At 29.8% G+C, this 15,890-nt stretch carries 7 protein-coding genes; 2 read left to right on the top strand and 5 right to left on the bottom strand.

Going from position 1 to position 15,890, the window contains the following annotated elements; translation table 11 throughout:
* Positions 1–78 precede the first annotated feature (78 nt).
* Positions 79–6,735 carry an alpha-2-macroglobulin family protein gene (locus tag WHD07_RS06465; RefSeq protein ID WP_343330494.1) on the bottom strand — a complete coding sequence of 2,219 codons (6,657 nt, stop codon included), beginning with the start codon at positions 6,733–6,735 and terminating at the stop codon, positions 79–81.
* Positions 6,736–6,906: 171 nt separating this feature from the next.
* Here WHD07_RS06465 and WHD07_RS06460 point away from each other — a divergent pair, with 171 nt between their 5' ends.
* Positions 6,907–8,259 carry a UDP-N-acetylmuramate--L-alanine ligase gene (locus tag WHD07_RS06460; protein ID WP_343330493.1) on the top strand — a complete coding sequence of 451 codons (1,353 nt, stop codon included), beginning with the start codon at positions 6,907–6,909 and terminating at the stop codon, positions 8,257–8,259.
* Here WHD07_RS06460 and WHD07_RS06455 read toward each other — a convergent pair.
* From WHD07_RS06455 to trkA, 4 genes are all read right to left on the bottom strand, one after another.
* Positions 8,256–9,338 carry a nucleotidyltransferase family protein gene (locus WHD07_RS06455; RefSeq protein ID WP_343330492.1) on the bottom strand — a complete coding sequence of 361 codons (1,083 nt, stop codon included), beginning with the start codon at positions 9,336–9,338 and terminating at the stop codon, positions 8,256–8,258. The genes WHD07_RS06460 and WHD07_RS06455 overlap by 4 nt on opposite strands.
* Positions 9,325–10,464, bottom strand: coding sequence for a hypothetical protein (locus WHD07_RS06450; protein WP_343330491.1), 1,140 nt, complete (start codon positions 10,462–10,464; stop codon positions 9,325–9,327). The genes WHD07_RS06455 and WHD07_RS06450 overlap by 14 nt, the downstream gene beginning before the upstream one ends.
* 105 nt (positions 10,465–10,569) lie before the next feature.
* Positions 10,570–12,069, bottom strand: coding sequence for a TrkH family potassium uptake protein (locus tag WHD07_RS06445; protein WP_343330490.1), 1,500 nt, complete (start codon positions 12,067–12,069; stop codon positions 10,570–10,572).
* A gap of 4 nt (positions 12,070–12,073) precedes the next feature.
* Complete coding sequence (gene trkA / locus WHD07_RS06440; RefSeq protein ID WP_105050429.1) at positions 12,074–13,420, bottom strand: Trk system potassium transporter TrkA; 1,347 nt, start codon at positions 13,418–13,420, stop codon at positions 12,074–12,076.
* Positions 13,421–13,659: 239 nt separating this feature from the next.
* Here trkA and WHD07_RS06435 point away from each other — a divergent pair, with 239 nt between their 5' ends.
* Positions 13,660–15,870 carry a tetratricopeptide repeat protein gene (locus tag WHD07_RS06435; RefSeq protein ID WP_343330489.1) on the top strand — a complete coding sequence of 737 codons (2,211 nt, stop codon included), beginning with the start codon at positions 13,660–13,662 and terminating at the stop codon, positions 15,868–15,870.
* Positions 15,871–15,890: the final 20 nt, after the last annotated feature.

Raw genomic sequence — 15,890 nt, 5'->3', positions numbered from 1 at the left:
ATTAAATAGTTTGCAAAAATACAACTATTCAATACTTGCTACAAGGTATAAAATGTAATGTTTTGTTAATGCAATCGCTTATTTGTTTAAAATATGAATTTTGACACCTTTAGAATGACTACTAAATTCAGGAGCATACATGCTTTGTATAGTTGTAATTCCGTTACTAAATTCTCCGGCATTATTTACACGAACATCATATTCAAAAACATAAATACCTTTAGGTAATCTGTCAAAAAAGAAATTTGTTGCAGCGTCTTTGGTGCTCTCATAATAACCTAAATTATCTTGCCATTTGTATTGAGATAATACATTGATTGGTTCTACTCCAGAGGCTCTCATATCTTTCATGTGGATAAATTCCATATCTCTATCGCTTCTTAATTCTATACGAACCGTAATTAAATCGCCAACGTTTAGTTTGGTGTCTTTTGTAATTTCTTTCAACTCTTTACCAGTGTCAGAATTTACTTTTAAGAATAGTTTCTTATTTAATTTTAACGGAGTTTCTGCCGCAGTAATTTTATCTAAATCTTCAAAATATTGCCAATACAAACCACCCCAAGCAATTCCGTTTCCTTTTTTAGTGATGGTAACATTTGCCATTTCTTTTTTGATGTCACTAGTACTCCAAGAGGTTTTAAAATAACCTGTTCCTGCTTCCACTTTTATATCTTCCAACTTTGTTGGATTAATTTCTTTGTCACCAACTTTTATATCGACCATTTCTGTAATAGAAACCCAATCGTTACCATTTAATAATAAAGCATATACCGCTTCTGTTGTTGCTTTTGTGGTTTTCCATCTATTGGTTTGCTTGTTTTTAAGCAACCAAATTTTTAGATTGTCTATATCATTGATATTTCTCTTAGCACTTTCAGGCTTATCCGAAATGACACTAACTTCAGAGAATACTTCAATCATTAAAGCTTGCGTTTCTACCGGAGCCTGATAATAGTAGTAACCAGATGTATTTTCTTTCCAATACATACCTAATTCATCCGATGTAATCGAGTTTTCTTTTAATGATTTTAGGATTTTATTTGCGGTTGTTTTGTCATCATTTCTAAACAATGATAAAGCAATTTGTCCTTTTGCATATAAATTATAATCATTCCAATATGTTTTTGCTTGGTTTCTATAATAATCAACTGCTTTTTGTAAATTATCATCCAAAGAAGTTGAAGCATAAAAACTACGCATATACAAATACTGAATGGTAAAATAGCCTAAATTATTTTTTGATAAATAATCTTTGTACGCTTGTTCTCCTTTCTTTTTAGTTTTTGCTTTGTCTCTAATTTCCTCTGCTCTTTCCAACAGTTTTTCATATTGTTCTAACAATTCTCCATCTAAATAATGCACAGATTTCTCAATCATATTTTTTGTTGATGCTTCAAAATCAGTAACTCCTAATTTTGATAAATGTCCAAAACCTGTTGCAATATGTTGGGTGATAAAATTGCTTTCATAGCGTCCGCCTTTAAACCAAGAAAATCCACCAGAATTCATTTGCATATCTTTTAGTTTGTTGATGGCTTTTTCTTGCTCATTTTTCATCTTATTTAAGTCGAATAATAAAGCAATTCTTTTCTTTTGCTCGGTTTCTGATTGTGCATCTCGCAACCAAGGAGTTTCTTGAATAATCAACGATTTTAATTCTTGATTCTTTTCTAAATTAGATAACAAAGCATCAGATGTTTTCCAAGCGTTAAACACTTCTTGAATTCTAGGGTTTGAATTAGCAACAAAACTAGCCAATGTATTTGCGTAATATCTAGAGAAGGTTTGCTCTGCACATTCATACGGATATTCCATTAAATACGGTAATGCTTGAATGGCATACCAAACAGGATTAGACGTCATTTCTAAAGTCAGTTTGTGGTTTTTTAAAGTTGATGACGTATTGTTTTTTAACTTATCTAACGTAAACGTTTTGGTTTGGTTAGAACGAACCCACATTGGTAAGGTTTCTGTAACCAACATTCTGTTGGATAAAACTGGTAAAACATTTTGTTCTCCATCAGAAAAATCACCTGCTTTTGCTACAATTTTATATTGAACCGCTTGTACAGTTTCCGGAATTGATAAATTCCAAGAAACGCTTGTATTTCCATCTTTATCAACAGTAAAGTTTTTGTTAGAATTTAAGTTCTCTAATTCAGTGTCAATTTCTTTTCCTGTAATGGCATCCGTTAAAATTAGTTTTGCAAAACCACTTAATTGATTATTTGTCAGATTTGTAATTTTAGCACTCAAGGTAATTTTATCACCCTCACGTAAAAAACGAGGCGCATTTGGCACAACCATTAACTCTTTTTGAGTAACTGTTTGTAATGTTTTTGTTGCCGATTTTAGCCCAGTTGTATGTGCTAATAGTTGCAGTTTCCAACGTGTTAATGCTTCTGGCATTGTAAAAGAAAAACTAACTTGACCGTTTTTGTTGGTTCTTAATTGTGGAAAAAAGAAAGCCGTTTCATTAAAGTTTTTACGGGCTTTTACTTGTAATAATTGCTTGTCTATTCCTTTTTTTGTTGTGATAATTATTACTCCATTGGCACCTCTTGCTCCATAAACAGAAGTGGCAGCTGCGTCTTTTAAAACAGATATTTCTGCAATCTGATCTGGACTTAAACTCATCTCATCTACTATAACACCATCAACAATGTATAACGGTTTATTAGTACCTGTTATAGAACTCATTCCTCTAATTAGGGTATTTTCTGAATCATCAGAAATACTTACTCCAGCAACGCTACCTTCTAAAACGTTACTGATATCTGCTTCTTCATTTTCAGGGTTTAAATGACTAACCGCTCCGGTTATATGCCTTTTCATTTGGGTTCCATAACCAACCACAACAACTTCATCTAAATTAGAAGAATCTTCTTCTAATTTTACATTAATATTTGTTTGATTGCTAATTGTTTGTTCTTTAGAAGTAAAGCCTAAATAACTAAAAATTAAAACATCTCCTTTTTTTATTTTGATGGAATAATTTCCATCAAAATCTGTTTCTGTACCAAAAGAAGTTCCTTTTATTATAACAGAAACTCCAGGTAAAGGTTCGCCATTTTCATCAGCAATAAAACCAGTTATTGTTCCATCAAAATCGATTCTAGTACTTTCTATTTTTCTTTTGATGTTTCTTAAATATTGTTGATTTTGCCATCTGTTTCCATTTAAACTAAAGCCAAACCAATTGTAAGAATCGTAAGAATTAGTGGCAAAATTATAATATCTTTTTTGGTTATTTCTGATGCTAAAATTAACAGTACCAAAACTATGATTGGCGTTACTATTTGTATAAGAATAATATTTTGGTTTTGGGGTAATAGGATTAAAATTCCAATTATGAGGTTTAAACTCATCTAAAGAAGCATCGTACATAGATGCTAAAATTTCTGCTGTAACCGTATTTTTTTTATCATCCTTAATGGTAAAACTCCAAGTTTCATCTTGTCCTGGTTGTAATTTATCTCTAAAAATATTGGTTTCAATATCTATCGATTCTTGCTTTTCAGGAACGTTTATCAATAAACTACCACTTTTAAAATAATTGTAATTTACAAAGTGATATTTTACAGCAAAACCACCAACATCTTCTTTGTTAACAGGAATTTTAATGGTTTTTATAGTGTTACTCAATTTTATTAAATGAGTAGCTATTGTTTTATAATTCTTTTCAATTTGAATAATTACGGTAATGTTTTCTGAAGCAGAACCTATTTTAAGGCTAACGTCATCACCTATATTGTAAAAAGTTTTATCTGTATTTATCTCAAATAATTTATTGTCTGCAACTTGTTTTTCTTTTGATGAAAAAAGAGCAAACCGTTGTTCGTCTTTTACTTCTTGTCCGAATTTGTCTTTACTTTCTAAGATGGCAATATATTGTCCAGAAACCCAATTTTTAATGTTTTTAAGTTCAAATTCTTTTGCTTTATCTGTGTCGAAATTAAGGGTATGAACGAGTGCTCCTTTTTTCCAATTTCTTTCATCAGTTTCATTTTCTAAATACGGATCATTAGGAAACAAGGTTCTAAATGTATTTTCTGAAATATCTTGATAATCTGGTGCAGCCCAAGGTCTTTGTCTTAAAGCATTTTTAGGTGCTTGTAATTTATAAATTTTAATACTTCCTTTTGCAGGAATAAACTCGTCATTTAAATTTTTTGTATCAACCTTTAAAGAATTTTTTGTTGAATTTTTATCAATATTATCATCCATAGAAATCGATGCAATTAAACTGTGATAACCAACTTTTACAACGCTTGTTGCGCTGTGAGTCTCACCATTTATGTCGGTAACATCGGCAGTAATTTCATAACTAAAAACAGGTAGGTTTTCTTTAGAAACACTTTCGTCTGGAATTGCTTTAAAGATAATTTCAAATTCTCCTTTATTATTGGTAACACTTTCTCCATGAGTAATTTCTTGCGAACTAGAAGTTGGGTTTGGTCTTCGCCAATAATACCAACTTGGGTATTGCACTTTTCTATGTACGCGATAAACTACAGTTGCATCTGTAATATTTGCACCAGAAAATGCTTTTGCAAATCCATTTATAGTAATAGAATCGTTAATTTTATAACTTTCGGTTACCGATTTAAAATCAGTCTCAAATTTTGGTCTTTTGTATTCTTCTACAGAAATTGTTGTTGAATTGTTGTAGTCATATTTATAATACTCATTACTATCTTCCTCTAAACTTTCATTAACTTTAATGGTATAATTGCCTGTTAAACCATTATTAGGTAAAATAAACTCGCCAGCAACAGAACCAAATTCATTCAGTTTTAAATCTAACGATTTTACTTCTTGATTATTAACATCGTACAAAAAAACTTCTACATATTCATTTTTTAAAATATCAGATGTATTGCCTTGTTTTTTTATAACAATTGCTTTAAAAAATACCGTTTGTCCGGGTCTGTAAATACTTCTATCCGTAAAAATAAAAGGTTTAATTATTGCTTGTTGATTGCCCTCATCTCTATAGTTTTTTCTATCATCATCAGAAATATAATAATCACCAAAAGAAGCTTTATCATTTTTTGTTTTTACTGTAATTTTTACATTATTGTAAAATTCACTGCATTTAAAAGAAGCAAACCCATTTTTATCTGTTATTAGGTTTTTGTTGATAAAAGAACCTCTATTTCTCTTTTCATTTTTTATATGAATCTTGGCATTTTTAATAGGTTTTCCCGTTTCTCTATCTACTATTTGATAGTTATGAGTATCGTTAAAATTATTTTCTACTAAACTTAAATTTGTTGCTTGTAAAGCTGCAGAGCCAAAAACTTCATCTTCTTTTAAAACTTCATTTTCAGAAGTAATAATAAGGTAAGTTCCGTTTTTAAACTTCGTTACAATTACCTCTGTTTGATGCTGTAAAAAATCTTTTTCATTTCTTAGTTTGGCATTCCAATTAATTACTTTTTCTAAAGAGTTTATCAATTTTATTTTTTCTTCTAATTGATATGTTTTATTAAATTGAAGTAATTGGTCGTCTGTAATTTTATAAGCAGTAAAAAAGAGTTTGTTAATATTTTTATAGTTCACTAATAACCTTGAGTTTGTCTCTGTAGAGATGTATTTCTCTGCAGTAATAGAAAGTGACTTCTGTAAAATTTGATTTTTAAGCACTGTACAGTTTTTAGCGCCTAAACTGTTAGGAAATTGTTTAATTACGGTATTGCAAATATCGATAGCTTCTTTATTTTTAAATCTATCTTTTTCATTTTTATTAGTAGTGTAAGCGTTGGCTTGGTCTCTATATATTTTTGCAGTTTCAAAAGCATACAAACCACTAACTTCTTTCTTATTAAAAATATTTTTAGATGATTTTAAAGTTGATAAAAAAATAGGCTCTTTATTCTGAAAAGTAGCATGCTCATTTACAAAGTTTAAACGATGAATATCCGCATCAACCAAAGCATCTAAATTATTTTCTTTAGCATGAAATTGAATTAATTTCTGATAAATTTTTAGTGCATTAAACTGTAATGAGAAGGTGTCTTTAGATGTTAGTTTTAATTTTGAAAATGTTTTATAATCACTTAAAAAACTGGAGTCATCTAAAATAAATTTATATGCAGGCGATGCAATTGATGTTTCGTTAGATTTATAAAATTCTAATGCATTGTGTGCAAGAAAATCATAGACTGTTGGTCTGTATTTTTTAGAGTCTTTTTCAATTTGTAAGATATCTACATATTTATAAATAGCTGTTTTTTGTAATGCTTCTGCATTTTCTAAAGAAGCTTCAAAATGACAGTGAATTTCCTTAAACAATGTATTTAAATCCCAGGTTCTAAAATCATTAACATTTACTTTGTCCTTAGTTTTTGTTCTGTTGTAAAATTTATATCTGTTCTGTGTAAAATATTGCCAATACAGATTTGCTAAGATGTTTTCTAACACATTTTTTGTTGGAAATTTACTGGTAGCAATATGTTTTTTAAAACTTTCTATCACTTCTAATTGTGCGTTTTCTTCTAAGGTTAAAGAAAATTTACTTTTATAAAATAGCGTTTTTATTAACTGAGCAGAATTGTTTTCTGTGGTTGCCTTGGTATAGATTTTATCTACAGTTTCTAAGGCAGATTTAGGTAAATTGTCTATCTCTAACTTTTCTACTTGTAACCAAAGGTTCTCAAAGGTAGTTTGTGCGTTAGAAATGGAAGAGAATGCTATAATCATTAATAATGTTGATGTAATTTTTTTCATAATCATAAGATTTAATGCTGTCAAAGCACGTGTAAATCGGTCTATAAAACAATTTAAAATTAGTTAACGGGTTGTTTCACTGCGTAAAACCATTTTTTAATTGAGTTTCGTTATAAAGATACTTTATATTGTGTAAAGCTTTTGTATTTTTACTTTTCTAAATTTTGTTCGATGAAAATTCATTTTATTGCTATTGGCGGAAGTGCAATGCACAACTTAGCAATTGCTTTACACCAAAAAGGATACCAAATTTCTGGTTCTGATGATACAATTCACAATCCTTCTAAATCTCGTTTAGAAAAATACGGATTGTTGCCTAAAGAGTTTGGATGGTTTCCAGAAAAAATAGCCTCAGAGTTGGATGTAATCATTTTAGGGATGCACGCTAAAAAAGATAATCCAGAATTATTAAAAGCCCAAGAATTAGGTTTAAAAATATATTCTTATCCAGAGTTTTTATACGAACAATCTAAAGACAAAACGCGTGTTGTAATTGGTGGTTCTCACGGAAAAACAACCATTACTTCTATGGTTTTACATGTGTTAAATTATCATGAAAAAGAAGTAGATTACATGGTGGGTGCACAATTAGATGGGTTTGAAACCATGGTACATTTAACAGAGGAAAACGATTTTATTGTTTTAGAAGGAGATGAATATTTGAGTTCACCTATAGATATGCGCCCTAAATTTCACTTATATAAGCCAAATATTGCATTATTAAGTGGTATCGCTTGGGATCATATTAATGTGTTTCCTACATTTGAAGGCTATGTAGAGCAGTTTAAAATATTTACAGACTCTATGGTAAATGGAGGAAGTATGGTGTATAATGAAGAGGACCCTATTGTAAAAGAAGTCGTAGAATCTTCAGAAAATCATATTAAGAAATATCCATATGTTACGCCTAAACATTTTATTGAAAATGGAATAACATATTTAGAAACAGAAGAGGGGAATTTACCTTTAGAAATTTTTGGAAAACACAACCTTCAGAATTTAGCAGGAGCAAAGTGGATTTGTCAACACATGGGTGTTGATGAAGATTATTTCTATGAAGCAATCGCTAGTTTTAGTGGTGCAAGCAAACGTTTAGAAAAAATAGTTGAAAATAACTCCACTGTTATTTTTAAAGATTTTGCACATTCACCAAGTAAAGTGGAAGCAACAACAAAAGCCGTTAAAGAACAATATGCCGAAAGAACTGTTTTGGCTTGTTTAGAATTGCACACGTATTCTAGTTTAAATGCAGAATTTTTAGCAGAATATAAAGGAGCATTAGATGCTGCGGATAAAGCGGTGGTTTTCTATTCTCCACATGCCGTAAAAATTAAACAACTAGAAGAAGTTACAGCGCAACAAATAGCAAATGCTTTTGAAAGAGAGGACTTAGTTATTTATACAAATCCCACTGAATTTAAAACATTTTTGTTCAATCAGAATTTAGAGAAAACAGCAGTTGTTTTAATGAGTTCTGGTAATTATGGAGGTTTAGATTTTGAAGAAGTTAAGAGTTTGGTTTAGTTTCTAAAAATTCTTCGCTTATACCATTCTAAGCTGGTTACTCGAGATAGTACAAACATAAAGTTGCTCTTTTTATAAAAGGCTTTTATGAATATTGAAGATCTAGTCAGTAGATATATTTTTAGATCTTTTAATTTATTGTAGATACTAGACAATTTTGGATTATTTAAAATCCATAAAACTTTGTTTATTTGTTTTCTTTCAATTTTATTATATGGTATTTCTTGAGTGGTATTGCCTTTTACTAGTAATGAATTTACTGCCCAATACGAAATGATTATATTTTTGTACTCAGGATATTTTATTGATACCTCATTTGAAATACAGTTTTGTGAAAGTAATATAAAATCATAGTAATTTCTTAGTAGTATACTTGCTTTTTCATAACCATCATCTGTTATTTGATTCGAGAAAATATTCATAGCCATTTTGTCTACAGCACTTAAAAAGCTGTAATTTTGTTCTGTTGTTACAACTGAATCTTTTATCGAAGAATAGTTAAAATTGTTTCTATATGGAATTTCAAGAAAGTCTTTATGTAATTCAATTGCTGCTATTTTATTTACCTTTGTTAATCTAGGTAAATGTCTATGATCGTCAAACATTATAGAGCTAGAAGTGTAATTGTTATTTTGAAGTATTTTATTTGCTTCTAAAACATTTTCCTTAGTTAATATTATATCAATATCACCCACCATTCTCTCTCCAATATCTTCATATAAACCTTCAAGTAGGTTTCCTGTACCTTTTAAAAAGATAGGTGTAATGTTATTCTTTAAAAGAAGCTCGTTAATTTCTTTAGCTTGATCAATAATTTGCTGATTTCTTTCTCTATTTAAGTCGGTAATATGAATCATATAATTTACCAATTCTTCAGGTACATAGTGAAGGAAGTTAGCTCTTTTTAGATTGCAATATAACGCAGGAAAAACAAAATGCCCTGTACTAACCTTTACAACAGAGTCCCAATCTGTGTTGCCTGATTTTAATACTTTTTCAATTAAAACCTTATTTTTTTCTTCATGATTTATAGTTAAACACTTCGCTACAAAAAACAGCGTTTCTTTATAATTCATCATTAAATATTTTTGAAACCGTTTTAATCATTTCATCGTTTTTAGAATACGTTAAACGATAACAATTTAGAGAACTGAACCAATCTAAGAATATTTGGGCATTTTCTATTTTTGGAGAAATCCAAGAATCAGGAATTAATTGCTGAAACGCATCAATCTTAGAAATCTTTTCACAAGTTAATTCAGCGTCTTTTTCATACTTAATAAAAACCAAGTCATTACAAGGTAAGTGGCTGAAGTAATTGGTGTTATTGGGCTTTAAATAACGTACAATTTTATTTAATCTCTTAAAATTATATTCAGCTGTCGTTGCTAATTCTGGATAAATAGGAAGCAAGGTTTCTAGGCTGCTTTTTTTGATTGATATGGATGCAGGAAAACTATAAACCTCTTGTTTATCAACATCTATAGGTACAAAGTCATCAGCCAAACAAGTAAAACCATTTGCTTGTAAAAGTGCCAAAGAAGTACTTTTTCCGTTACCGGAATCACCTAAAAAAAGAATTGATTTTTTTTCATTACTAACGGCAGATGCATGAAAAACTCCCATCCATTCATTTTCTTCCTTTTGATGAATTTTCTGAATAAATTGCATAGAAAATTTTCCTTGAAAATAGTGAATCTCATTTCGATTCCATGATCCTATTAATTCTTTATCAACAAGAAGAAAGATAAATCTATTATTTATAAACACGTCAAATTCATAGTCAAATTTGATGGTGTCATCAATAACTAAATGTGCAAATTTTGGATGTACAAAAGAAAGTTCAGTTTCACTTAAATATGATACTTTAAAAATAACGTTATTAACTTTGTAATACTTTATATAACCGAATGATTCTGGAGTTTTAAGGTCTCTATAATCGTGTATTATTTCAGATCTGTTATCTTTTTTTTGTTTGTAAAATTTTTCTTCTAAATCGAGTATAAAATCGATGGTTTTATCTGCAGGTACGGATAATTTTTTAGATAAAGCTTGAGCAATTTCGTCTACGGATTTGCCTTCACTTAATCGTTTTAAAATATCTGCTGTAGTGTTTTCTAAAATTAGATATTCATTATTGTTTTCAAACCAAACAATAGTTTTATCTTCTGCTGTTTTATATAAGAAATTTGATTGTTTTTTCATAAAGAATAAATGTAGCTATTTTATTATTTATATAAAATAAAAACGCCTCAAAATTGAGGCGAATAAATAAAAAATATTTTAGTAAATTTTTGTTAAGTAGCTGACTTAATTTTTTCTCCAAAAGAACGGAGTAAATAAAATAAGGACAGTAAAAAGTTCTAAACGCCCAATTAGCATTAAAAAAGAACAAAACCATTTTCCTGCATCAGATAAATGAGCATAACTATCAACAGGACTTACAGATCCTATTGCCGGACCAATATTCCCTAAAGAAGATGCTGCGGCACCTAAAGCAGACATAAAATCTAATCCCAAAAGGGTTAGTATTACAGAGGCTAAAATAAATATAAGCATGTAAATAATAAAAAAAGATAGGATGTTAAATACAATAGTATGTGGTACAGCTTTGCCGTCTAATCTTACGGGGATTATAGCATTTGGGTGTAAGGCTTTTTTAAACTCTAGAAAACTATTTTTAAGCATTACAATATGTCTTACTATTTTAATTCCTCCACTAGTTGAACCAGCAGAGCCACCTGTAAAAAATAACGCAAAGAAAATACCTGTGGCAAAGAAATTCCACATGGTAAAATCGGCACTTACAAAGCCCGTTGTAGTTACTACAGATATAACCATAAAAAGAGAATGTCTAATAGCGCTTTCTGCTTTACCAAAAACCATGGGATGAGTAATGGTTGTTTGTAAATTAGGGTCTTGAAAAAATATAATTATAAGTGCTATTATTGTAGAAACTCCTATAGTTCCCCAAAAATAATATTTAAACTCTTCGCTTTCAAAAACTTTCTTAATCTTCCCTTTTAATGCAAAGTAGGTTAGTACAAAATTTGTTCCTGCTACAAACATAAAAAAGATAATAATGTATTGTACCAGCGGTAAATTATTATAAAAAGCAACACTATTATTTTTTGTTGAAAAACCACCTGTACTCATCGTTGCCATTGCGTGGTTTATAGCATCAAACCAAGTCATACCTGCTACTTTTAATAAAAAGAATTGAGCAAATGTTAAAGTTATATATATTAAATACAAGCGCTTTGCTGTATCTGTAATTCTTGGATGCAATTTATCTGCAGAGGGTCCTGGAGCTTCTGCCATAAAAAGTTGCATTCCGCCAATACCTAAAAGAGGAAGAATGGCAATGGTAAGAACAATGATTCCCATACCACCAATCCAATGCGTTGCACTGCGCCAAAATAAAATTCCTTTTGGCATGGCTTCTATATCTGTTAGGATAGATGATCCGGTGGTAGAATAGCCAGAAATTGTTTCAAAAAATGCATCTGCAATACTGGGTATTGCACCAGAGAATAAGTAAGGTAACATACCTGTAAAAGAAAGAATCAACCATCCAAGGGTTACAATTAAGTAGCCTTCTTTTTTATGAATATTTGTAGTTTTAGGCTTGTTTAAAAAGTAAAGTAGAAGTCCAATTGTTACTGTAGCAATTCCTGCATTTAAAATTCCCCATTTTGCATCTTCATGATGATAAACGCTAAAAGGATATGCAATAAACATAAAGCAACCATTTAGAATTGCAGTGATACCTAAAAAGCGAAATATTATTTTGGTATTTAAAGATCCCATACTGTTATTTAAATAATCTTTCTACACCACTTATTGCTTCGGGTAAACAAAATACAATTACTTTATCACCAATTTGAAACTGTACATTTCCTGTTGGCATAATTGCTTTTTCGTTTCTAATTAATCCACCAAAAACAGCTTCTCTAGGAAAACGTAAATCTTTAATAGGGTGTTCTGCTACTTTAGCGCCTTTTTGAACCTCAAATTCAAAAACTTCTGCATCTACATTATGTAAATTGGCTAAATCTAAAATTTCACCTTTTCTAATATGTCTAAAAATATTACTCGCAGCAAGTAGTTTTTTATTAATTAAGGATTGAATACCAATGGTTTGAGAAATATCAATATAATCCATATTTTCAACCAAAGCCACTGTTTTTTTTACTCCTTTAGATTTTGCTACTAAACAAGACATAATATTGGTTTCAGAATTTCCTGTAACAGCAATAAAAGCATCTGTTTCTCTAATATTTTCTTCTTCTAATAATTCTAAATCTCTACCATCACCATTAATAACTAGGGTATCACTTAGTTGCTCTGCTAATAATTCTGCTTTATCTTTTTTCTTTTCAATTAATTTTACTCTAAAGTTATCTTTACAAAGTTTTCTAGCAGTTTTTTCTCCAATACTACCACCTCCAAGAATCATTACATTTTTAATATTGAGTCGTTTCTTACCGGTTATAGGGTAAAGGTCTTTCATGCTATAGTTAGGAACACAGAAATATACTTGATCTCCTATTTCATATACCGTATTCCCTCTAGGAATAATGGTTTGAGATTCACCTTGTCTTTTAATGGCAATTGTAATAAAATCTACATCAGCAAATTTTTGTTTTGCTTCTTTTACTGTTAGATCTACAATGGGTGATTTGTAAGTTAATGGCGTTCCTAGAACATTAAAAATTCCGCTTTCAAATGCAACTGTGTCATTAAAAGAAGATTGGTTTAGCAGCATTTTTATTTCATTAGCCGCTAATTCTTGCGGAGAAATCATAAAATCTAGACCAAATTTTGTAAAATCTACTTCGCAATTATTTAAAAACTCTGGATTATCTATTCGTGCAATTGTCTTTTTGACTCCTAAAGATTTTCCTATTACAGATATTGTGAAATTGGTATTTTGGCTATCTGTAACAGCAATTAATAAATCTGCAGAATCAATACCTATTTCTTTTAATAACTTAATGGAAGTAGCATCTCCTTTTTTAGTAATTACATCTAAATGACTATTTAGATAATCTAATTTTGCACCATCAAAATCTATGATATAGGTGTCTTGAGATTCGTAGGAAAGAAGTTTAGCTAAGTGGAAACCTACGTCTCCTGCACCAGCTATGATAATTTTCATATGTTAAATATAGCGATAATTGGCAAAGATAGAAAGAGTTTTGCTGTAAATGAGAAAATTAATAAAGTTTTCAATTTTATTAAGGATTAAAAAAAATATTTATTTCTATAAAAAAATGATAATTATCTTTTTTTTTGGCAAATAGAAACTTTAGTTTTACTGCTATAATATCTAAAATATCTTTCGTGAAATTAAGACACATTTACACACCTGTTTTTTTTAAAATAAGTTTATTTTTTATGTATTCAATTTTTATACTTGCTATTATTTCTTGTGATAAAAAGGTAGAATATAAAGAAGTTGAAAAGGATAAAGGCGTTTTTCTTTCCGGTGAAATGATTCCAGATAGCCATTTTTTAGGAGATCAAAAATGTAAAGAATGCCATCAAGATCAATTTGATAAATGGAAAGGTTCTGACCATGACAAGGCTATGGATCTGGCCGATAGTGTTTCTGTTTTAGGTGATTTTAACAATAAAAAATTTACAAGTCAGGGGGTAACTTCTCATTTTTATAAAAAAGGAAAAGATTTTTATGTAAATACAGAAGGTAGAGATGGAAAATATCACGATTATAAAATTATTTACACTTTTGGGGTAACACCTTTACAGCAATATATTGTTCAATTTCCAAATGGTCATTATCAATGTTTAAGAACCGCTTGGGATTCTGTTAAAAATAAATGGTTCGATTTATATCCAGATTTTAAAGTGGTACATTCAGAGTGGTTGCATTGGTCTAGAGGTGGTTTAAATTGGAATAATATGTGTTCTGATTGCCATTCTACCAATGTTCGTAAAAATTATGATCAAAAAACAGATAGTTACAATACTAAATTTGCAATTATCAATGTAAATTGTGAAGCCTGTCATGGCCCAGGAAAACAACATGTTTCTGATGTAGAGAAGCTTGGCGAAAAATATGTTGCAAGTGGAACTTTTCAAATGACAACAGATACTGCACCTAGAGAATTGGTAGATGAATGTGCTCGATGCCACATGAGAAGAGAGCAGTTTTCTGAGTTTTTTAATTTTGAAGGTACTGTTTTGGATCATTATTATCCACAACTTTTAGAAGAAAGACTGTACCAAGCAGACGGACAAATTTTAGATGAAGATTATGTGTATGGTTCTTTTTTACAAAGTAAAATGTATCAAAATGATGTTACTTGTACCAATTGCCATGATGCACATACATTAAAATTAAAGTTTGATGGAAATAAATTGTGTGCCCAATGCCATGTTCCAGAAAAGTTTGATACACCAGAACATCACTTTCATCAACCAAATACAGAGGGAGCAAAATGTATAAATTGTCATATGCCAGGTAGATTTTATATGGGGAATGATTTTAGAAGAGATCATAGTTTTAGAATTCCAAGACCAGATTTAAGTGTAAAATACGGTACTCCAAATGCTTGTGCAGGTTGTCATAAAGATAAAGATGATGTTTGGGCAGCAAAAAGCTTTAAAAAACTATTTGGAGAAGTAGATTCTATTCATTTTTCAGAAAAGTTGGCGCCAGGAATTACCATGCAACCTAATGGACATGTAGGATTAATTGAATTGATGCATGATAAACATCAACCTGAAATTGTAAGAGCATCAGCAACAAAAGTGCTTTCAAATTATAATGCACAAAATTTTGTACAAGATTATATATCTCTTCTAAATGATGATTCTGCTTTAGTAAGAGGAGCAAGTGTAGATGTTTTAAGTAGTATGAATACAACAGACTATACGTCTTATTTTTTACCGTTATTAGAAGATCCTAAAAGAAGTATTCGAATAAAAACTTTTTATGGATTAGGAGGTGTTGCTGAAACTGATATTCCTGAAGTTTACAAAGAAAGTTATGCAAAAGTAAAGAAAGAGTTTTATCTACATTTAAAAACAAATGCAGATTTTGTAGGCACAAGGATGAAAAAAGGAGATTATTATTTAAAACAAGGAAACATAACAAAAGCAATAGAAAGTTTTGAAAGTGCCTTGGCTATTGATAATATTAACAATCAAATTCGTTTAAATTTAGCAACCTTATATTATAATAATAAAGAATATAAAAAAGCAGAAGAAGCATTTACAACTGTTATTGAACAAGAACCTACTTATGGACCTGTTTATTATTCATTAGCTCTAATGTATGCAGAGTTAAATAGAGTAGACGAAGCCATTGTTCAACTTAAAAAAGCAATGAAAATAATGCCAGAAAACATTCGTGTTTATTATAATTTGGGGTTATTGTATGATAAAAAACAAGATTATAAAAACGGTGAAAAAACATTGATTTCTGGTCTTAAAGTAGAAGCTACAAATGAAGGTTTATTGTATGCGTTAGCTTATTTATATTCTAAATCTAATCAAAAAGAAAAAGCAAAAAATATTGTAAAGAGATTAATTGAATTGTACCCAAACAACCAACAGTATCCAAATTTCTTAAATCAATTATAATTACACTAAGATGGTTTAGG

Source organism: Polaribacter staleyi, from assembly GCF_038024045.1.
Lineage (GTDB): Bacteria > Bacteroidota > Bacteroidia > Flavobacteriales > Flavobacteriaceae > Polaribacter > Polaribacter butkevichii.
The sequence above is the reverse complement of the archived record's forward strand: the minus strand, read 5'-3'. Positions and strand labels throughout refer to the sequence as shown.

Excerpts from the sequence above, each read along its gene's own strand:
- WHD07_RS06445 (WP_343330490.1), bottom strand. The coding sequence starts at position 12,069 with ATGGGATCTTTAAATACCAAAATAATATTTCGCTTTTTAGGTATCACT.
- WHD07_RS06435 (WP_343330489.1), top strand. The coding sequence starts at position 13,660 with ATGTATTCAATTTTTATACTTGCTATTATTTCTTGTGATAAAAAGGTA.
- WHD07_RS06455 (WP_343330492.1), bottom strand. The coding sequence starts at position 9,338 with ATGATGAATTATAAAGAAACGCTGTTTTTTGTAGCGAAGTGTTTAACT.
- trkA (WP_105050429.1), bottom strand. The coding sequence starts at position 13,420 with ATGAAAATTATCATAGCTGGTGCAGGAGACGTAGGTTTCCACTTAGCT.
- WHD07_RS06460 (WP_343330493.1), top strand. The coding sequence starts at position 6,907 with ATGAAAATTCATTTTATTGCTATTGGCGGAAGTGCAATGCACAACTTA.
- WHD07_RS06465 (WP_343330494.1), bottom strand. The coding sequence starts at position 6,735 with ATGAAAAAAATTACATCAACATTATTAATGATTATAGCATTCTCTTCC.
- WHD07_RS06450 (WP_343330491.1), bottom strand. The coding sequence starts at position 10,464 with ATGAAAAAACAATCAAATTTCTTATATAAAACAGCAGAAGATAAAACT.